Origin of the sequence: Anaeromyxobacter sp. (genome assembly GCA_016718565.1) — a bacterium.
Classification (GTDB): Bacteria; Myxococcota; Myxococcia; order Myxococcales; family Anaeromyxobacteraceae; genus JADKCZ01.
In genome coordinates, this window is record JADKCZ010000003.1 from 16745 (window position 1) to 35995 (window position 19251).

21 protein-coding genes are annotated in these 19251 nt (G+C 74.5%); 10 read left to right on the top strand and 11 right to left on the bottom strand.

The genetic code is table 11. The features are described 5' to 3' along the window. Window positions 1–102 precede the first annotated feature (102 nt). From IPO09_10245 to IPO09_10260, 4 genes are all read right to left on the bottom strand, one after another. Window positions 103–330, bottom strand: coding sequence for a hypothetical protein (locus IPO09_10245; protein MBK9517715.1), 228 nt, complete (start codon window positions 328–330; stop codon window positions 103–105). Continuing rightward, a complete protein-coding gene (locus IPO09_10250; protein MBK9517716.1) occupies window positions 327–683 on the bottom strand; it encodes a thioredoxin fold domain-containing protein in 357 nt (118 codons plus the stop codon). The genes IPO09_10245 and IPO09_10250 overlap by 4 nt, the downstream gene beginning before the upstream one ends. A 196-nt stretch (window positions 684–879) precedes the next feature. Further along, window positions 880–1047: a hypothetical protein gene (locus IPO09_10255; GenBank protein ID MBK9517717.1), complete on the bottom strand. Its 168-nt coding sequence runs from the start codon at window positions 1045–1047 to the stop codon at window positions 880–882. Further along, window positions 1044–1691: a methyltransferase domain-containing protein gene (locus IPO09_10260; protein MBK9517718.1), complete on the bottom strand. Its 648-nt coding sequence runs from the start codon at window positions 1689–1691 to the stop codon at window positions 1044–1046. The genes IPO09_10255 and IPO09_10260 overlap by 4 nt, the downstream gene beginning before the upstream one ends. Before the next feature lie 156 nt (window positions 1692–1847). Between IPO09_10260 and IPO09_10265 the strand changes: the two genes are divergently transcribed. Further along, window positions 1848–3035 carry a cytochrome-c peroxidase gene (locus IPO09_10265; protein ID MBK9517719.1) on the top strand — a complete coding sequence of 396 codons (1188 nt, stop codon included), beginning with the start codon at window positions 1848–1850 and terminating at the stop codon, window positions 3033–3035. Here IPO09_10265 and IPO09_10270 read toward each other — a convergent pair. After that, window positions 2999–5635 (bottom strand): chemotaxis protein, encoded by a 2637-nt coding sequence (locus IPO09_10270; GenBank protein ID MBK9517720.1) that lies wholly within the window; start codon window positions 5633–5635, stop codon window positions 2999–3001. The two genes, IPO09_10265 and IPO09_10270, sit on opposite strands and share 37 nt — an antisense overlap. A gap of 263 nt (window positions 5636–5898) precedes the next feature. Here IPO09_10270 and IPO09_10275 point away from each other — a divergent pair, with 263 nt between their 5' ends. From IPO09_10275 to IPO09_10285, 3 genes are all read left to right on the top strand, one after another. Further along, window positions 5899–6723: a 3'-5' exonuclease gene (locus IPO09_10275; GenBank protein MBK9517721.1), complete on the top strand. Its 825-nt coding sequence runs from the start codon at window positions 5899–5901 to the stop codon at window positions 6721–6723. Window positions 6724–6776: 53 nt separating this feature from the next. Then, window positions 6777–7049, top strand: coding sequence for a TMEM165/GDT1 family protein (locus IPO09_10280; GenBank protein MBK9517722.1), 273 nt, complete (start codon window positions 6777–6779; stop codon window positions 7047–7049). Between the two features lie 161 nt (window positions 7050–7210). Then, window positions 7211–7867, top strand: coding sequence for a hypothetical protein (locus IPO09_10285; protein MBK9517723.1), 657 nt, complete (start codon window positions 7211–7213; stop codon window positions 7865–7867). Window positions 7868–8441: 574 nt separating this feature from the next. Here IPO09_10285 and IPO09_10290 read toward each other — a convergent pair. Both IPO09_10290 and IPO09_10295 read right to left on the bottom strand, forming a co-directional pair. Next, entirely contained in the window at window positions 8442–9545 is a 1104-nt protein-coding gene (locus IPO09_10290; GenBank protein MBK9517724.1) for a DNA topoisomerase IV subunit A, read from the bottom strand. 3 nt (window positions 9546–9548) lie between these two features. After that, window positions 9549–11675: a DNA topoisomerase VI subunit B gene (locus IPO09_10295; GenBank protein ID MBK9517725.1), complete on the bottom strand. Its 2127-nt coding sequence runs from the start codon at window positions 11673–11675 to the stop codon at window positions 9549–9551. 112 nt (window positions 11676–11787) lie between these two features. On the opposite strand from IPO09_10295, the gene IPO09_10300 reads away from it, so the two are divergent. After that, window positions 11788–12741, top strand: coding sequence for a zinc metalloprotease HtpX (locus IPO09_10300; GenBank protein MBK9517726.1), 954 nt, complete (start codon window positions 11788–11790; stop codon window positions 12739–12741). Between the two features lie 33 nt (window positions 12742–12774). Here the strand turns inward: IPO09_10300 and IPO09_10305 are convergent, their stop codons facing one another. Then, window positions 12775–13236, bottom strand: a complete 462-nt coding sequence (locus tag IPO09_10305; GenBank protein MBK9517727.1) for a hypothetical protein — start codon at window positions 13234–13236, stop codon at window positions 12775–12777. 148 nt (window positions 13237–13384) lie between these two features. Between IPO09_10305 and IPO09_10310 the strand changes: the two genes are divergently transcribed. The 4 genes from IPO09_10310 (at window position 13385) to IPO09_10325 (ending at window position 15199) form a co-directional block, all read left to right on the top strand. Then, window positions 13385–13930 (top strand): hypothetical protein, encoded by a 546-nt coding sequence (locus IPO09_10310; protein ID MBK9517728.1) that lies wholly within the window; start codon window positions 13385–13387, stop codon window positions 13928–13930. Then, window positions 13927–14340 (top strand): hypothetical protein, encoded by a 414-nt coding sequence (locus tag IPO09_10315; protein MBK9517729.1) that lies wholly within the window; start codon window positions 13927–13929, stop codon window positions 14338–14340. Before IPO09_10310 ends, IPO09_10315 begins: the two co-directional genes overlap by 4 nt. 143 nt (window positions 14341–14483) lie before the next feature. Beyond that, window positions 14484–14975, top strand: coding sequence for a peroxiredoxin (locus tag IPO09_10320; protein ID MBK9517730.1), 492 nt, complete (start codon window positions 14484–14486; stop codon window positions 14973–14975). 2 nt (window positions 14976–14977) lie between these two features. Next, window positions 14978–15199, top strand: a complete 222-nt coding sequence (locus tag IPO09_10325) for a hypothetical protein (protein ID MBK9517731.1) — start codon at window positions 14978–14980, stop codon at window positions 15197–15199. Here the strand turns inward: IPO09_10325 and IPO09_10330 are convergent. The 3 genes from IPO09_10330 to queG form a co-directional block, all read right to left on the bottom strand. After that, a complete protein-coding gene (locus IPO09_10330) occupies window positions 15196–16149 on the bottom strand; it encodes a folate-binding protein (protein ID MBK9517732.1) in 954 nt (317 codons plus the stop codon). The genes IPO09_10325 and IPO09_10330 overlap by 4 nt on opposite strands. A 48-nt stretch (window positions 16150–16197) precedes the next feature. After that, a complete protein-coding gene (locus IPO09_10335) occupies window positions 16198–17043 on the bottom strand; it encodes a DMT family transporter (protein ID MBK9517733.1) in 846 nt (281 codons plus the stop codon). Between the two features lie 124 nt (window positions 17044–17167). Continuing rightward, complete coding sequence (queG, locus tag IPO09_10340; protein MBK9517734.1) at window positions 17168–18196, bottom strand: tRNA epoxyqueuosine(34) reductase QueG; 1029 nt, start codon at window positions 18194–18196, stop codon at window positions 17168–17170. Between the two features lie 89 nt (window positions 18197–18285). Here queG and IPO09_10345 point away from each other — a divergent pair, with 89 nt between their 5' ends. Then, window positions 18286–19173, top strand: coding sequence for a site-specific DNA-methyltransferase (locus tag IPO09_10345; GenBank protein MBK9517735.1), 888 nt, complete (start codon window positions 18286–18288; stop codon window positions 19171–19173). Window positions 19174–19251 lie beyond the last annotated feature (78 nt).

Here is a 19251-nt window from a genome sequence, read left to right on the forward strand (position 1 = left end):
CGGGTGCGGCCGAGGCCAAACGCCCGGCCACTCCGGCGCGCTGCGCCTCAGGCGGACGGGGTGGGGCTTCCCTGGCTCAGGCGGCCGGGGACGACGCGGCGCTCAGGCGGCCGGGGGCGCGGCGGGCTGGTCGGGCTTCTTCGGGCCGGGCGACGCCACCACCAGGCCGGCGAAGCCGAAGAAGGCCGCCGCCACCAGGGCGTTGGAGGTGATGGCGCAGGTGCCGGTGCGGCAGCCGATGAAGTACGCGTAGGCGGCGCCGCCGAGCGCGCCCACCAGGCCGCCCAGCAGCGTGCGGCCGTGCCGCGCCAGCCAGGCGGGCGCGGTCACGGCGTCACCGGCGCCGGCGCGCCGAGCAGGGCGTCGAGCTGCCGCTTCAGGTCGGCCGGTCTGATGGCGCCGCCGGTCATGCGGACGCCGGCCTCCTCGCCGCCCCGGAAGAAGACCAGGGTGGGGCTGCCGAGCACGCCGAGGTCGGCGGCCACCTCGCGGTTGCCCTGCCGGTACATCTTGTAGACCCGGACCCGGCCGTCGTACTCGGCCGCCACCTTCTCGAGCCGCGGGGCCAGCGCCTCGCAGGGCGGGCACTCGGTGGAGAAGAAGTCCACCACCACGGGCTGAGGGGCCCGCAGCACCTTCTCGGCCCACTCCGACGCCTGGATCTCGGTGACGTGCTCGCTCATCTGGAGGTCGCTCCTGCGCAGGGGTGGCGGGGGAGGATCACCCTCCCCCGCCGGAACGTCACGTCAGTCGTGGCAGCCCGTCACCAGGCGGGACGACTTGGCGCAGCACTGCGCCGCCTGCTCGACGGCGCAGCAGGACGGCTTCGGCTTGGTCAGCATCTTCATGTGCTTCTCCTCGTTGACTGCGGTGCTCCGGCTACGACTTCAGCTGCTTCTCCAGCTTCCCCTGCAGCGCGCGGGCGGCGTCGCAGTCCTCGCAGGGCGCGTCCGCCTGCTTGGCGTGCACCTCGCAGGTCTTCAGGCAGTTGGACAGCGACTGCACCAGGATGCGCAGCTCCTTGGCGGTCAGCTCGTTCGTCGTCATGTGGTCCCCTTCACGGTGAGGCTGAGCACCCGGACGCCGCCCTTCTCGTAGGGGGCCGTCCGGACCAGCACGGTGACCTCCACGAAGCCGGCCGCGCGGACGGCGGCCAGGTACTCGGCCTCGGGGATGGCCCCACCGTAGCAGGCGGCCCAGGCGGCGGGGTCGCGGCGAACCGCCTCAGGCAGCGCCTCCTCCGACACCACGTCGGAGACCACGAAGCGGCCACCCGGGCGCAGCACCCGGCGGATCTCCCGGTAGACGGCCGCTTTGTCCGGGGCGTGGTTGATGGCGCAGTTGGAGGTCACCACCGTGGCGCAGCCGTCCGGCAGGTCGAGCGCCGCGAGATCGCCCAGCAGGAAGGAGACGGTGACGGCCTCCGCCGGCGTGGCCTGGCGCGCCGCCGCCAGCATGGCCGGGCTCCCGTCCACCCCGACCACCCGCCCGGAGGGCCCGACCAGGGCCGCGGCCCGGAGGACGTCGCGCCCCCGGCCGCAGCCGAGATCCACCACCACGTCGCCCGGCCCGGGGGCCGCCAGGTCGAGGGCGCCGCCGCACGACAGCGAGCCCGGGCGGGTCGCCAGCGCGTCGTAGCGCGCCGCGACGGCGTCGTGCAGGGCTGCCTTGGTGGGCGTGGGCGTGGTCACGAGGAGTGGGGCCCGGGCCCGATGGGGCCTGGCCTGTACCAATCAGAGCCCAGTTCCGGCCCGAGGGTTCACCCCCGTACGCGGGAGACGGCCCGCCGGTGGGTTCGCCCGGGCGCGGGCCCAGCGAGGGCGTGGCGGGCCCTCGAGGTGCGGCGCATGGCCGCGCTTGACCCGCCGGGCCCACCCCTGTTCCATGGCGCCTCGATGGCCCGCCACGACCACCGCAGCCCGCCCCGCCGCGCCCGCCTCCTCCAGGCCCTGCTGGCCGCCGGCCTCCTGGCCGGCTGCCGCGCCGCCACCCCCGCCGCGCCGGCCAGCACCGCCGCCGCCCGGCCCGAGGCGCCGCCCGCCTGGGAGGCCGACAACCCCCTGCGCCCCCTGCCCGAGCCGCCGCTCGGCAGCCCGGCCGACTTCGCCGCCGTCCCCTGGGTGACCCCGGCCAAGGTGCGGCTGGGGCGCTGGCTCTTCTTCGACGCCCGCCTGTCGGCCGACGGCACCATCTCCTGCGCCTCCTGCCACCGCCCGGAGCATGGCTTCTCGGAGCCGACGCCGCACTCCACCGGCGTCGGCGGGAAGGAGGGCGGCCGCAAGGCGCCGCCCATCCTGAACGCCGCCTTCCCGGTCTACCCCGCCTACTTCTGGGACGGCCGCGCCGCCAGCCTGCTCGAGCAGGCCAAGGGCCCCATGGTGAACCCGGTGGAGATGGGCGCCACGCACCAGGGGGTAGTGGCCACGGTGAGCCGCCTGGACGGCTACCGGCGCTACTTCGCCGAGGCCTTCGGCGACCCCGGCGTGGACATCGACCGGGTGGCCGAGGCGCTGGCCGCCTACGAGGCCACCCGCCTCTCCGGCAACTCCAAGGTGGACCGCTTCGACGCCGGCGACGAGGCGGCGCTGGACGAGTCGGAGCGGCGCGGCCGCGACCTCTTCTTCGGGCGGGCCGCCTGCAACCAGTGCCACCTGGGGCCGGGCTACACCGACGGCAAGTTCCACAACCTGGGCGTGGGCTGGCGGGAGCCGGAGCCGGGGGCGCCGGCCGCCTCGGGCTTCGCCGACCCGGGGCGGGCCGCCATCTCCGGGGACCAGCGCGACCTGGGCGCCTTCAAGACCCCGTCGCTGCGCGACTGCTCCAAGCACGCCCCGTACATGCACGACGGCTCGGTGGAGACGCTGCGCGAGGCGGTGGCGCTGTACTGGCGCGGCGGCGTGAAGAACCCCTGGCTCTCCGAGCGGATGGAGCAGGTGGGCTTCCGCCGCTGCGAGATCGACGACCTGGTGGCGTTCCTCCAGGCGCTGGACGGCGAGGGCTACCAGGACACGGCGCCCAGCGCCTTCCCGCGGTAGCCGGCCGGCGCCGCCCGGGCCGCCGCGGGGCCGCGCCGCGTCAGGGTGAAGCTGCCCACCATGGCCTCCAGCTCCTCGGCCTGGCCGTTGAGCTCGCTGGCCGCCGAGGAGGACTGCTCGGCGCTGGCGGCGTTGTGCTGGGTGACCTTGTCCATCTCCGAGACCGCCTGGTGGACCTGGTCGATGGCGCCGGCCTGGGAGCGGGCCGCGTCGGCGATCTCGCCCATCACGCCGGTCACCTTCCCCACCGAGGTGACGATCTCCCCGAGCCGGGCCGCCACCTGCCGCGCCGTGGCCTCCCCGTGGCCGGCCTGCTGCACCGACTCGCGGATGAGCACCTCGGTCTTGCTGGCCGCCTCCTTGCTGCGCAGCGCCAGCGAGCGGACCTCCTCGGCCACCACCGCGAAGCCGCGCCCGGCCTCGCCGGCGCGGGCCGCCTCCACCGCCGCGTTGAGCGCCAGCAGGTTGGTCTGGAAGGCGATGTCGTTGATGTCGCGGATGATCTGCGAGGTCCCCTCGGCCGAGGCCTTGATCTTGCCCATGGCCCCCTGCATCTCCTCCACGCTGGCGGCGCCCTGGGTGGCGGCGGCGTGGGCCTGGCGGACCAGCCCGTCGGCCGCCACCGCGTTGTCGGCGGCGTGGCGGCTGGTGCCGGCCACGGTGTCGAGCGAGCCGCCCACCGCCTGCAGCGAGGCGGCCTGCTCGGAGGCGCCCGAGGCCACCGCCTGGGCCGAGGAGGCGATCTGCTGCGACGCCCCCGAGACGTGCTCGGCCGCCGCCGCCACCTGGGCCATGGCGCCGTGCAGCGCCTCGGCGGTGGCGTTGACGGCGCGCTGGATGCGGGCGTGATCGCCCTGGAACTGGCCGGTGACGCGCGCCGTCAGGTCGCGGGCCGCCAGCTGCTCCAGCACCGCGGTGGAGGCCGTCACCGGGGCCACCACCGCGTCGAGGGTGCGGTTCACGCCGGCCACGATCTGGCGGAACTCGCCGTGGTGGCGCTCGGCGTGGGCGCGGGCGTCGAGCTGGCCGCCCACCGCCGCCGTCGCCAGGCCGTTGGCGTCCTCCACCAGGGCCCGGATGGCGGCGATGCAGCCGTTCAGGTCGTCGCGCAGGCGGGCGAAGTCGCCGGGCCACTGGTCGCGGACCTGCTCCGGGATGGCGCCCCGCGAGAGGCCGTCCACCACCAGGCGGGCCGCCTGCACCGGGCCGGTCACCGCGTCGAGCGTCCGGTTCATGCCCTCCACCACGACGCGGTAGTCGCCCAGGTGGCGCGCCGGGTCGGCCCGCGCCGCCAGCTGGCCCGCCACGCCGGCGGCCGCCAGCGCCTGCACGTCGGTCACCAGCGCGCCGATGGAGCGGCTGGCCGTGTTGAGGTCGTCCTGCAGCTTGGCGAAGTCCCCGGGCCAGGCCTCGGTGAGCGCCGGGGGGAGGTCGCCGCGGGCGATGCCGTCGAGCACCGCCCCGGCGGTCCGGATGGGACCGGTCACCGCGTCGAGCGAGGCGTTCATCCCCTCCACCACCCGGCGGAAGCCGCCCTGGTGGCGGCCGACGTCGGCGCGGGCCGAGAGGCGGCCCTCCGCGCCGGCGCGCGCCAGCGCCTCGGCGTCGGCCAGCAGCGCCCCGAGCGCGTCGATGGAGCGGTTGAGCGAGTCCTTGATGAGGTTGAAGTCGCCGCGGTAGTCGGCGGTGAGCCGCGGCGGCACGTCGCCGCGGGAGATGCGGTCGAGCCGCTCGGCGGTGGTCCGGATGGGCTCCAGGAAGGCGTCCATGGTGGCGTTCATCCCCTCCACCACCTCCTGGAAGTCCACCGCCACCCGGCCGGCGTCGCCGCGCGCCTCGAGCCGGCCCTCGGCCACGGCCCTGGTCAGGGCGCCGGCCTCGGCGGCCAGCGCCTTGACCGACCGCGAGAGCACGCGCGCGATGAGCAGCCCGGCCACCACCAGGGAGAGGCCGCCCAGCGCCAGCAGCCAGAGCACCACCTGGCGCGCTCGCGCCAGGGCCTGGCCGGCCTGCTGGCGGGCCTCCTCCACCTCCAGGCGGTTGGTCACGATGGTCTTCATCAGCCTGGCGTCGGCCTCCATCGCCTCGGCCAGGAGCGGCAGCCAGAGCTCGAAGGCCCGCCCCTGGGCCTCCCCCACCTCCGGGGCGTAGGGGTTCTGCCCGCGCCCCAGGAGCGCCTCGCGCTCCGCCAGGTGCCGGCGCACCTCCACGGCGCGGAGGCGCCAGGCCTCGATGGCCGTCCACCCGGCCTGGTAGGCCGCGGCGGTGTCGGCGCCGTGCGGCAAGGCGCTGAAGGCCTGGTGCCCCTCCTCGATCCGCGCCAGGGCCGCGTCCAGGGAGTCCATGAGGCGGCGCCGGACCTCCACCGGCATGGACCGGCCGTTGAGGAGGCCGGCCAGGTCGCGCTGCACCTCGGCCTGCCCGGTCTCGATGTCGCCGAGCGCCAGCGACGAGGGGAAGTTCACCGCCGAGGTCCGGTCGGCCCGGTCGCCGCCGTCGTCGACCAGCGCGTAGACGTAGGCAGCGCCCGCACCCGCCGCGACCACCCCCGCCACCACCGCCACCCTCAGCTTCCTCGCCAGCGTCCAGGTCATCGCCATGTGCACCCTCGATCCGATTGAGCGCACTGTGCGTTGCAGTCCCCGTGCCCGGACCGGAGCGGTCCACGTCCCTCTTCACCAGAGGTTGCGCCGGTCCAGCGCGAGGCGCCGGCCACCCGGGGTTCACCCGGCCCCGCCGCGAGACCCGGCCACCTCCCGGGAAGCCCCTGGCGCATGGTGGTGGGTCCAGGTCGGCCGGGGTGGGCGGTCCCTCCCACCCCCCGGGGCCGCGGGTGTCAGACGCCGCTGCCACACTCCGGTCCGTGCGCCGCTTCGTGACCCTGGACCTCGAGACCGTCCCCGACGAGGGGCTGGTGGCGGCGGTCGACGGCGGCCCCGGCCGGACCTACGCCGAGCAGCTGCAGCGGGTGGTGGCCGAGCGGCGAGCCCGCACCGGGGGGCGCAGCGACTTCCTCCCCCTCCCCTACCACCGCCCGGTGGCCGCCTGCCTGGTGGAGGCGGTGGAGGACGGCGGCTTGCTGGCGGTCGCCGACGTGGAGGCCTGGACCGACCGCCGCAGCGGCGAGGCCGCCTTCCTCGACCGGCTCTGGGGCCGGCTGGAGGGGGCCACGGTGGTCACCTTCCACGGGCGCGGCTTCGACCTGCCGGTGCTGGAGCTGCGGTCGCTCAAGCTGGGCGTGCCGGCGCCGCGCTGGTTCGCCGGGGCCCGCCGGCCGGGCTCACCGGAGCACCTGGACGTGAAGGAGCTGCTGGCCGCGCCCGGCGCCTCGGGCGCCGCACCGCTCGACCTGTACGCCAAGCTGGTGGGGCTGCCGGGCAAGGAGGACGTGGCGGGCGAGGACGTGGGCGCCCTCTACGCCGCCGGCGACCTCGATCGCATCGCCGCCTACTGCATGACCGACGTGGTGCAGACCTTCCTGCTCCTGCTGCGCTACCGGCTGCTGGACGGCTCGCTCACGCCGGACGGCTACGCCGACAGCGCCGCCCTGGCGCGGGAGCGGCTGCCCCGCCTGTTCGCCCGGCGGCTCACGGCCGGCGAGCAGGCCCCGCTGTCCGGCTTCCTGGACCGCTGCGCCGGCTTCTTCGGCGAGCCGGCCCGGCCGGTCCTGAGGCGCCGGGCCCTCTAGCGTCCGGCGCCGCCCGCTGGTCTCGAGGGGGCGTGGCGGCGTAGAAGGTCGCCATGGACTGGAAGATCTTCGCCGCCACCTTCACCTCCATCTTCCTCGCGGAGATGGGCGACAAGACCCAGCTGGCCACCATGTCGCTGGCGGCCGGCTCGTCGCGCTGGTCGGTCTTCGCCGGCTCGGCGCTGGCGCTGGTGGCCACCTCGCTCATCGCGGTGCTGGTGGGCGAGGGGCTGACGCGCGTCGTCTCCCCGCTCTGGCTGAAGCGCGGCGCCGGCGCCCTCTTCGTGGTGATGGGCGTGATCTTCCTGGTCTCCAAGGCGGAGTAGGCCGGCCACGGCGCGGGCGGGGCTGCAACCACCCGCCACGACACGGCTCCGGTCCCTGTCACCTCACGGGGTCCACACCTAGGGTGGCGGCGGCCCCGCCCGTAACCTGCCGGAATCAGGTGATCCGGCCCCTGGCACCGTCGCTGCACAGGGGAGAGGGCATGGCAGCACGAGCCCTCCCGCGCCCCGTCCCGTTCGTCGACGAAGTCCGGCTCCTCGCCCGGGAGAAGGACCCGGCCCTGCTCCTCGACTGCGAGGCGGTGATCCTCTTCGTGAACGAGGCCTGGGACCGCTTCGCCCGCGACAACGGCGGCGGCGAGCGGGTGGACTCGGCCGCCCTGGTGGGCACCCGCTGGTTCGATCACATCGCCGGTGACGCGCCGCGGCGGCTCCACCGGCTGCTCTTCGAGCGGGCCGTGCGGCGGCTCGGTCCCGGGCCCGGCGGCGGCGTGGTGCAGCTCAACGAGGCCAACGGCCCGGAGCTGGCGCGCCTGGTGGCCACCCACCTGACGCCCGTGGTGGGGACCGGCGGCGCGCTGACCGGCATCGCCGTGGTGCACCGCGTGGTGCGGGAGCTGCCCATGGCCGAGGTCTACCCGGTGGCGGCCGGGCACGAGGCACGCTGGCACGACGGCCAGGGTGCGGTGGAACAGTGCAGCTGCTGCCGCCGGGTGCGCCGGCCGGAGGAGCCCGAGGAGTGGGACCTGGTGCCCGGCCTGGTGACCGAGCCGCCGGAGCGGGTGCACTTCGGGTACTGCGCGCTGTGTTTGGAGCTGCACTATCCGGCGGGAGCTGGTGGGGAGCCGGAGCCGCTCTAGCGGCGACCATTCACGACAGCCCAATCCGGCGCGGCTTCAGCCGCGCCCATTCACGGCAGCCGATCCCGCCCAGTCGGGCACGAAGAACCGGCCGCCAACCAGCCCCCCAACCGGCGCCGCTTCAGCGGCGCCCATTCACGCCGCCCGATCCCGCCCAGCCGGGCAAGCAGAAACCAAGGCCCGAACACGCAGAAACGGCCGCCCCCATCCGGCGCGGCTTCAGCCGCGCCCATTCACGTCGCCCAATCCCGCCCGAACACGCAAGAACGGCCGCCCCCGAACCAGGAGGCGGCCGTCTGGCTGATCCATCTACCCGGCAGCCGCCCCCCCCACAGCTGAAAGGGCGGGATCCTGGCTCCGGCTTCGGGCGCGGCTAAAGCCGCGCCAGTACTACCCCGCCTTCTTGGCCCGGCGCTTCCGCTTGATCGACAGCGTGCGCTTGCGCTTCACCTGGGCGCGCTTGGGCTTGCTGCGGTTCGACGCCTTCCGCTTGGTGCGGTTGCTCTTCAGTGCGGCCATGTCGTTCTCTCCTTGATGGTCACGGGTGGGGGTCCTTCGAAAAGGGCGGCGGACTCTACTCCAGCCAGTCCTTGTCGCGCAGCTTCTTCGGCAGGTACTCCTCGGTGATGAAGCTGATGCCCCGCCGGGAGAGGGCCTCCAGCTCGTACTTCTGGCCCGAGTCGGCCATCTCCTGGATCTCCCGCTGCCAGCGGGCGTCCTTGAACCAGGGGTAGGCCAGCATCTGCTTGGCGCGCGACTGGTCCTGATCGTTCATCGGGATGGAGACGTTGGACGGCAGCTTGAAGGTGGTCTTGTCGAAGCTGGAGAGCCCCACGAAGCGCGCCGCCGGGACGGCCATGCGCATCGACTCGTAGGCCAGGTTGATGGAGCCCTGCTTCAGCACCGAGTAGATGTAGAAGCCCCAGGGATCGTTGTCCACGAGCACGTAGACCGGCAGGCCGAGCTCGGTGTGCAGCCGCTGCACCATGCGGCGCACGCCCCGGGGCGGCTGGCCCTGGCCGGTGACGATGACGCACTTCTCCCGCTGCCAGAACTTGTCCTCGTTGAAGCGCTTCCAGACGGCGTCCTTCTCGATGAGCAGGACGTACTTGGCCTCGCTCTTGGTGAACTGGACGACGTGGTCCTCGACGATGGACGGGACCGACCAGCCCCCCGAGCCCATGCGCCTGAGGTCGATGCTGTCGCCGGAGTCCCGCACCGTGATGGGCCCGACCATGGAGCCGCGCCCGGTGGCGAAGAGGTGCAGCTCCTCGCGCAGGGAGTCGATGGAGACCTCCAGGTCCTCGATGATGGGGTCCGACTCCTCCTGCTCCTCGAAGGTGTTCTGCTTGGTCTCCCCGAGGCCGTGCTTCGTCATGTAGTAGAGGTCGCGGATGCTGGTGGTCTTCTTGGACTCGATCAGCTCCTTGCAGGCCTCCGACACCAGGAAGGTCTGCATGAACTTCTTGGCCATCGAGACGTTGAAGAAGTAGCGCTTCTGCTTCTGGGTCCCCAGCTCGATGAGCCGCTTCTTCTTGTTGAACTCCACGTTCGCCAGCGAGCGGACGGGGATCTCCAGGAAGGGGTTCTTGCCGCCCTTGACGGCCTTGAGCACCGACTCGGCCAGCCGCTCGATCTTCTCGACCGTCCTCTTGTCCCTCGCGTCCAGGCGCGCCATGGCCTACTCCGCCTCTTCCTCGGCCCGACGCGGCCGCTTGGTGAGCTTCGTGGACTGCTCCTCGAGCTGCGCGTCCTGCTCGGCCAGCTCGGCCTCGGTCACCTTGTTGGCCAGCCCCAGGAACTCCCGCTTGATGGGGGCCGGGCTCTTGCCGGTGATCTTGCCGATCGAGTTGGCCACCTCCTCGATGTAGAGCTCGAAGATGGAGCGGCGCTGGGCCTGGTAGTCGGCGTGCTGGCGCTTGCGGATGAAGGTGGCCAGCTTGCGACCGCACTCCTGCGCGGCCAGCTGGATCTCCCGGATGATCTCCGGGTAGTGGGCCAGCGCCTCCTTGGCCTCGCTGGTGAAGGGCACCCACACCGAGGCGATGTGCACCAAGAGCGCCATGGGCCCCACCGGCAGCGACCCCTTGGGCTGGCTCAGCATGTAGTTGCGCCAGTCGGTCTTGACGATGGCGTCGGTGGTGCCGCAGGCGGCGCGCTGGAAGAGCAGCGGCACCCGGTTGGCGAAGCGGAAGAGCTCGATGGTCTTGTCGGCCGGCCAGGAGCCGCCGTAGGCCAGCCCCACCTCCACCTGGAACGGGTTGCCCCGGTACACCTTGGGCGGCCGCGTCACCGTGGCGATGAAGTAGTTGTGCCCCTTGATCTTCTCGACCCCCTCCTCGGCGGTGGCCTCGGGGACGGGGGGCGGGGCCTCGGCCCCGGCGCCCTTGCCCCGGCCCTTGCCCGGCCGCTTCTTGGAGGCCGAGTCGAGGTCCAGCTGGCCGTCGCCCTGGTCGTCCGGCCCCTCGGTCTCGATGACCGAGAGGAAGGAGACCAGGCCGCGCCGCATCAGCTCGTCGCCGATGGGGCTGAGGCAGCCGGTGGACGGCGCCATGATGCGGGTGGCCAGGATGCCCTTGTGCAGCTTCTCGGCCAGGGCCCGGTCCTCGCCGACGGCCCGCGGGCGCAGCCGCTCCTTCAGGCCGGCGTTCCTCAGGATCTCCCCCGCCACCGGCGGCGAGACCCGGCTGAAGGCGGTCTGCAGGAAGCCCTTCAGGTCGTGGCTCTTGGACTCCGCGGCCAGCAGCATCAGGGCGCCCAGCTCCACGCCGTGCGGGTGCGGCTTGATCTCCAGCGCCTCGCGCGGCAGCTCGTCGGTGGCGCGCGGGAAGGAGAGCCGGGCCTGGCGGGGGCGCAGGTAGTGGACGGTGGCGTGCGGGTTGGCCAGCGCGGTGTGCTCGACGTAGCGGTTGACGAAGCGCTGGCCGGTGCGCCAGTCGGCCACGATCTCCAGCTCGACCCGGGTGCCGTGCTCCTGGTGCCAGTCCCCCAGCTCCTCGTCGGCCACCACGGTGGGGTTGTTCTTGCGGGTGTCGATCTGGATCTCGAACTGGTGGGCCGGCTTCCCCTTGGCGGTGCGCGAGGTGACGCGGATGGGCCGCCCGGTGGTGAGCTGGCCGTACATGGCCGCCGCCGAGATGCCGATGCCCTGCTGGCCGCGCGACTGCTTGAGCCGGTGGAACTTGGAGCCGTAGAGCAGCTTGCCGAAGATCTTGGGGACCTGGGCCTTGACGATGCCGGGGCCGTTGTCCTCCACCACCACCACGAAGCGCCCCTCACCCTTGGTGAGGTCGCCCTCGCCCCTGGCGTCGAGGCCCAGGTCGCGCACCTCGATGGTCAGCTCGGGCAGGATGCCGGCCTCCTCGCAGGCGTCGAGCGAGTTGTCCACCGCCTCCTTGATGGTGGTGAGCAGCGCCTTGGAGGGGTTGTCGAAGCCGAGCAGGTGCCGGTTCTTGGTGAAGAACTCGGAGATGGAGATCTCGCGCTGCTTGGTCGCCATCTGCTCGGCGGTGGCGCGGCGGCGCGGCGTGCGGCCGGCGCGGGGGCCCTCCTCCGCCTCGGCGGCCACGGGGGCGGCCGCGGCCACCGTCGGCAGCTCGGGCTCGGGCGGCGGCGTCCGGCCGCGGCGCCCGGCTGCCCGCGGCGGGTCGGCCACCGGTCGCGTGGCCCCGGCGCGGCCCACCGTGGCCGGCGCCTGGCGCGCCGCGCCCCGCCTGGGCGGCGCCGGCTCGGGCGCCACCTCCATGAGTGAGAGCTGCCTTTCGGCCTTCACCGGCCCCTTCCCCGCCGCCGCCGCCTTCTTCGCCATCTGGCTCCCAACCCCGCGATATCGACCGGTTTCGCTTTACCACGGAGGCCCGGCGCCGGCGAGGAACCGGCCAGGGGATTGACCTGGCCGGGCAAGTGGTTAGAACGGCGACATGCCCTTCGACACCAGCCGCGTCAAGCACAACCCGGCCCCGCCGCCCGGCGCCCCGGGCGCGCCGCACCTGCCCGGCGTCGGCCGCAACTACGCCCGCACGGCCGTGCTCATGGCCGGCCTGGTGGCCCTGCTGGCCCTGGGCGGCATGGCGGTGGGCGGGCCGCGCGGGCTGCTCCTGTTCGGCGGGCTCGGCCTGGTCTTCAACTTCGTCTCCTACTGGTTCAGCGACAAGCTGGCGCTCCTGATGAACGGCGCCCGGGCGGTGACGGCCGTGGAGGCGCCCGAGCTGTACGCCAGCGTGGAGCGGCTCACCCGTCGCGCCGGGATGCCCATGCCGAGGCTCTACGTCATCCCCTCCGCCTCGCCCAACGCGTTCGCCACCGGGCGCGACCCCGAGCACGCCGCCGTGGCGGTCACCGAGGGGATCCTGCGGCTGCTCGACCGCCGGCAGCTCGAGGGCGTGCTGGCCCACGAGCTGGCCCACGTGCTGAACCGCGACATCCTCATCGCCACCGTGGCCGCCATGATGGCCGGCCTGATCAGCTCGCTGGGCTACCTGATCCGCTGGGGGTCGGTCCTCTCCGGCGGGCGCGGCGAGCGGGGCGGCGGCCCGGGCGCCCTGGAGCTGCTCGGCTGGGCCATCCTGGCGCCCATCGTGGCGCTGGTGCTGCAGCTGGCGGTGTCGCGCTCGCGGGAGTACGGCGCCGACGCCACCGGGGCGGCCTTGATGGGCGACCCCGAGCCGCTGGCGCAGGCGCTGCTGGCGCTGGAGCGCGGCAACGACCTCGTGCCCTCCGAGCGGGCCAACCCGGCCACGGCGCACCTCTTCATCGTGAACCCGCTGCGCGGCGGGACGGCCAGGCTGATGTCGCTCTTCTCGACCCACCCGCCCATCGAGGAGCGGGTGGCCCGGCTGCGCGCCCTGCGGGGCGGGCTGCCGCGGCGGGCCTGAGCGGGGAGGCCGCAGGCGGAGCGGCGCCCCGGGTCAGCCGCTGCAGCTGGTCGCGCCGCCGCTCGCCACCACCTGGAAGGGCTGCTGCACGACCCCGGTGTCCGGGTCGTTCACCAAGAGCTGGTAGTTGCCGGCGGCGGGCGCGGTGAAGGTGCAGCCCAGCGGCGCCAAGGTGCAGAAGGGGTTCGGGCAGCTGGCGGACGAGGTGCAGGCCTGCACCAGCGGGTCGAGCTGGATGATGTTGTCGCCCTGGGGCAGCGTCACCGTGCAGACGTCGGCGGTCTGGTTGCAGGTGGGGCAGATGCGCAGGTTGACCGTCACCGTGGCGCCCGCCTGCACGGCGGTGCCGCCGGTGCAGACCGGCACGCCGGCCGCCCCCCCGGAGAGCTTCGGGTTCTCGGTGGGGCAGGTGTCGCCCCCGCAGCCAGCCAGGCCGACGACGAGGACCGCGGCGAAGGCGGCGGCGAGGGTGAGGCGTCGGGTGGCGGTGGGCATGGTCTGAACTCCCTTTCCCGGAAAACCGCCGGGTACCCGGGGATCTTCCCAGAGGCCGGGAGATGCGCAAGGGGGAGGCTGGGGCTGCGACACGCCTTGCCAGCCCCCGGGCCGGGCGGCTACATCACCTCCCGGGAGCGGGAGGCCGATGCAGGCTATCGAGACGGTGGCGGTCCTGGGCACGAGCGAGGCGGCCGGCGCGGGCGCCATCCTGGCGGCGCTGGCCGGCTGCGCGGTCCGGCTCCACCACCCGGAGCCCGCCGCGCTCGACCTGGCCTTCGACGCCACCCGCTTCCGGGTGGACCTGGCCATCGAGCGCGGGCTGCTGACCCGCTCCGACCGGCAGCGCATCCTGGACGGCATCCTCTTCACCCCCGACCTCGAGGAGGCGGCCACCGGCGCCGACCTGGTGCTGGAGCTGGAGGACGATCCCGGGGGCGCCGTCGCGGCGCTGCGCCGGCTGGGCGCCCTGGTGCGCGCCACCGCGGCGCTGGCGGCGCCCACCGTGGAGGCGGCGGTGGCGCTGGCCCGCCAGGTGCCGCAGCCGGGCCGGGTGCTGGCCCTGGCGGCCGACCGGGCCAGCGGCTTCACGCGCCTGGTGGCGCGGCCGGCGCCGCTCACCACCGCCCACACGCTGCAGGCGGTGGAGGCCTTCGTGGCCAGGGTCAACGCCCGCGGGAGGCACGAGGCGTGATCGTCCGGATCGACGTCATCCCGGTGGCCCTGGAGCTGCGCCGGGTGGTGGTGGCCGAGGTGATCGGCGGCTACCACGGGCAGGCCGCGCTGGGGCGCTGGTGGCTCCCCTCGGCCGTGCTCGAGGAGGGCGAGCAGCCGGGCGAGAAGGCGGCGGCGCTGGTGAAGGCGCAGCTGGGGCTGGAGCTCTCCGGCCTGGTGGTGGTGGGCAGCCGCGCCGCGGTGGTGGGCGGGCAGCAGCACCTGGCGCTGGTCTACGCCGGCGCGGTGACGGGCGGCGAGCCCGCGCCCGGCGCGCCGGTCTCCGGCTTCGCGGCCCGCACCCTGGCCGAGCTGCCGGACCAGTGCGGCTTCTGGCACCGCGACGAGATCGCGCTGCTGGTGGCGCGCTACGAGCGGCTGCGCGACTGAGCGGCCCGCCGGCCGCGGCCCACCGGGGCCGCCGGACGCCGGTCTTCCCCCGCCGGCCCGGGCGCCCCATCCAGGGCGCGGCAACCAGCCTGGCACCCCGAAGCGGCTTGCCGCGCCCCGGGGCGCGGGCTAGGTGAGCGCCCATGACCGCTCCCCTCCTCGCGATGCTCCTCGGCGCCACCTCCCTCAAGGTGGGCGACAAGGCCCCCGACTTCACCCTGCCGGACCAGGACGGCGCGCCCGTCTCGCTCTCCGCCGCCCTCAAGGCCGGACCGGTGATCCTGGCCTTCTACCCGAAGGCCTTCACCCCCGGCTGCAACAAGCAGAACTCCAACTTCCGCGACAAGTACGCCGAGGTGGAGCAGAAGGGCGCCCGCGTCTTCGGCGTCTCCACCGACACCGTCGAGACCCAGAAGAAGTTCAAGGCCGAGTTCAAGCTCCCCTACACCCTGCTCTCCGACGCCGACGGCAAGGTGGCCAAGCTCTACTCGGGCACCATGCCGCTGGTGGGCGTGGCCAACCGCGCCAACTTCGTGGTGGCCCAGGACGGCACCATCTCGCAGATCGTCGAGGGCGGGGACGCCGTCGACCCCAACTCGGCCATCGCCGCCTGCCCGCTCAGGAAGAAGGGGTGACCGTGGGGCTCCTCGCCACCCTGCTGGACCAGGTGCGGCGCCGGGTCCTGGGCGTCTCCCCCGAGGAGCTGCGCTACACCTTCGCCGACGTGCGCAACGAGCTGCGCGCCACCCGCGAGGAGCTGAAGAAGGAGATCGAGGAGGTGCGCCGCGAGGTGGTCGCCTCGCGGCGCGACGGCGTGGACCGGGTGGCGGGGCCGGAGCGGCCCGTCGCCGAGGCCTAGACCCCGGCCTTCTGCTCCGGCTCGGTGACCAGCAGGCGCCGCACCACCGCCTCGCCGCCGGCCGTCGCCACCCGCGTGCCCTCGGCCCAGTGGGCCCGCCGCAGGTAGCCGAGCCCGAGCCGCCCGGAGGGCGCGTCCACGGCGCTGGTCACCGCGCCCACCTCGACGCCGCCCACCGAGAGCGGCGAGCCCGGCCCCGCCGCCGCCGGCAGCGCGAGCTGCACCAGCCCCTTCTGGATCTGCCCGCGCTGGGTGGCCCGCAGCACCACCTCCTGCCCGATGTAGCAGCCCTTGTCGAAGGCGATGCCGGCGCGCGTCAGCCCGGCCTCCATGGGGAGCCGGCTGCCGTCCATGTCCTGGCCGAAGCGGGCGAAGCCGCCCTCCACCCGCAGGATCTCCAGGTCCTGCTCGTCGAGCGCCGCCGCGCCGGCGGCCAGCAGCGCCGCGCGGAGCCGCTCCGCCACCGCCAGGGGCGCCACCAGGTCGAGCCCGGGCGCGCCGCGCCGGCCGTTCTGGTGGGCCCAGACGCCCAGGGTGGCCACCGCGGCCGCCAGGGCCACGGCCGGCTCGCCACCTGGCCCGGCCGCCAGCGCCCCACCCGTGAGCGGCACCACCGCGTGGGTCTCCGAGAGGTCCTCGAAGACCACCTCGTCCATGATGACGAACTTCTCCAGGAGCCCCTTGGTCTCGGCCAGCGAGCGCGGGTCGAGGTCGAGGAGCACCCCGTCCTCCAGGCCGAGCAGGTGGCCCTCGCCGAGCAGGTGGCCCTTGGCGGTGAGGAAGCAGGCGTAGGTGGTCCGGCCGGGGGCCAGGCCGTTCACCACCTGGGTGCACATGCGGTGCAGGTAGTCGTGGGCGTCCCGCCCGGTGGCGCGCAGCAGGGCGCGGGCCTGGAGCGGGCCCACGGCCAGGGCGCTGCGGGCGGACTCCAGTCGCTCGGTGGGCGTCATCGGAGACCGGACCTTAGCGGCGGCGCGGGTCGGCCACAACGCCGCGGCTCAGCCCCGCTGCGTCGCCACCACGCCGGCCAGCACCATGGCCCCGCCCACCACGAAGGCGCCGGTCACCGGCTCGCCGTAGAGGGCGAAGGCCAGGGCCGCGGTGAGCACCGGCTGGGTGTTGGACCAGATGGCCACCCGGCTGGCCTCCGTCTTGCCGAGCGCCCAGTAGTAGATGAGGTAGGCGGCGATGGAGGTGAGGAACACCAGGTAGAGCACGCTCCACCAGCCCACCGCCGAGAGCCGGGTGAAGCTGGCGGCGTCGGAGAGCCACAGGCCGAAGGGCAGGTAGAGCAGGGTGCCGATGGTGATGGTCACGCCGGTCATGGCGCGCACGCCGTACCGCTCGGCGTAGAACTTGCCGCCCACCGCGAAGATGGCCCAGGCCACCACCGCCAGCAGGATGCAGAGGTCGCCGACGAGGCCGCGCCAGGCCCCCTCCGCGCCCACCGCCCCGCGCCCCAGGAGCACCACCACCACGCCGGCGAAGGCGGTGAGGATGCCCGCCACCTTCCACGGCGTGGCGCGCTCGCCGAGCCGCCAGCGCGCCAGCAGGAAGACGAAGATGGGGGTGAGCGCGTAGAGCAGGGCCCCGTGGCCCGGCGTGGTGAGGGCCAGGCCGTAGAGGAAGAAGCCCTGGTTCACCGGGATGGCCACCACGCCCAGCAGCGCCAGGCCCCACAGGTCGCGCCGCGGGATGACCACCCGGCTGCGCCACCAGAGCGCCGCGTAGAAGAGGCCGGTGAGGCCGAAGCGGACCAGCGCCAGCTCGAAGGGCGAGAGCTCGGCCAGCGCCCGCTTGGCGGCGAGGTAGGTCCCGGCCGCGATGACCGAGTGGACGAACATGACGAGCTGCACGTTCACGGGGGGCGCAACCTACCGCACCGGACGGGCCCGAGGCGACCGGCGCCGCCCACCCGACCGGCGGGCCCGGCGCGACCGGCGCGGCCGCGAGGCGGGGACCGGCGGGTCAGGCCCGGCCGAGCCGCTCGAGCGCCCAGGCCGCGGCGGCGCGGACGCCCTCGTGGGGGCTCTGGAGGAGCGGCCGGAGCAGCGGCGCCCAGCGGGCGTCGCCCGACTCGCCGGCCAGGAGGGCGGCGTTGCGCTGCAGGCCGTCCTGGCGGGCCCGCGCCAGCGCGGTGCCGTGGAAGCGGCGGGCGTACTCGGCGGGGGTGAGCTGGAGCAGCTCCTCCAGGCGGGGCTCCGCCTGGCCCTCGCGCGGCAGGAGCTCCGGGTCGGACGAGGGCGGCACCTCGGCGTTCCACGGGCAGGCCACCTGGCAGTCGTCGCAGCCGAAGACCCAGCCGCCGAGCCGCCCCATCATGGCGTCCGGCAGCGGCCCGCGCCGCTCGATGGTCCAGAAGGAGAGGCAGCGCCGCGCGTCCACGTAGCCCGGCTCCGGGATGGCGCCGGTGGGGCAGGCCGGCAGGCAGGCCTGGCAGGTGCCGCAGCGCTCCCGGGCCGGCGCGTCCGGCTCGAGCTCGAGGTCGGTGAGCAGGGTGGCCAGCAGCACCCAGGAGCCGTGGCGGGGGGTGATGAGGCAGCCGTTCTTGCCCACCCAGCCCAGGCCGGCCCGCTCGGCCCAGGCCTTCTCCATCACCGGCGCCACGTCGGCGCTGGGGAAGAAGCGCGCCCCGGGCGCCTGGGCCGCCAGGTCGGCCACCAGCCCCTTCAGCTTCTTCTTCAGCACCGCGTGGTAGTCGCGGCCGCGGGCGTAGCGGGCCACCCGCCCCTCCCCCGGGCCCGGCTCCGCCCGCTCGGCGCTCCGGTAGGAGAGCGCCAGCGCCACCACGCTCCGCACCCCGGGCAGGAGCCGCGCCGGGTCGAGCCGCTCGGCGCGCTGGGTGGAGAGCCAGGCCATCTCGGCCTGGTAGCCGCGCTCGAGCGCGTGGTCGAGCGGGCCGGGGTCGAGCGGCGCCGCCCGCGCCACCCCCACCTCGTGGAAGCCGGCGCGGTGGGCCGCCGCCTTGACGGCCGGGCTGTCGAGGGGTGGGGGCACGCGGCCGTTCTAGCGCGCGTCGGGGGGCCAAGCGACGCACATCGGCCGAAAAATGGACGGGATCGATATCGCCCCTACCATGGCCCACCATGGCGAGAAGACTGGATCTTCACCCGTGGGACCGGCTCCCTGGCACCGCGGCACGCGGCGCCGGCTGGGCGCTGGCGCAGGGCGACTGCCTGGCGGCGCTGGAGAAGCTGCCGCCGGCCTCGGTGGACCTGTGCTTCGCCGACCCGCCCTACATGCTCTCCAACGGCGGCTCCACCTGCCAGTCCGGCAAGCGGGTCTCGGTGGACAAGGGCCAGTGGGACGTCTCGCGCGGCGTGGCCGGCGACCACGCCTTCCAGACCGAGTGGCTGCGGGCGGTGCGCCGGGTCCTCAAGCCCTCCGGCACCCTGTGGGTCTCGGGCACGCAGCACGTCATCTTCTCCATCGGCTTCGCGCTGCAGGAGCTCGGGTACCACCTGCTCAACACCGTCACCTGGTACAAGCCCAACGCCTCGCCCAACCTGGCGTGCCGCATGTTCACGCACTCCACCGAGATCCTGCTCTGGGCCAGCCCCATGAAGCAGAAGCCGCTGGGGCACCGCTTCAACTACAAGGCCATGAAGCAGGAGAACGGCGGCAAGCAGATGCGCGACCTGTGGGCCATCACCGAGCAGCCGGTGCCGGGCGGCGAGCAGGTCATCTGGCCCCTGCCCACCCCGCCGCCGCGCGAGAAGGCCCACGGGCGCCACCCCACCCAGAAGCCGGTGGCGCTGCTCGACCGGGTGGTGGCGGCCAGCGCCTCCCCCGGCGACCTGGTGCTCGATCCCTTCTGCGGCTCCGGCACCACCGGCGTGGCCGCGGTGCGGGCCGGCTGCCGGTTCCTGGGGCTGGAGATGGATCCGCAGTACGTGGAGCTGGCGGCGCGGCGGCTCAAGAGCGTCGAGGCCGAGGCGGGCGCGGTGGCCGGGGCAGTGGCCCAGGCCAGGTAGGCCGGGCCGGCGTCTGCCAGGGAGCCGACGGCCGCGGGGCGCCTCCGATCGGCCGCCCCCAGCCGCGCCATTTCCGCG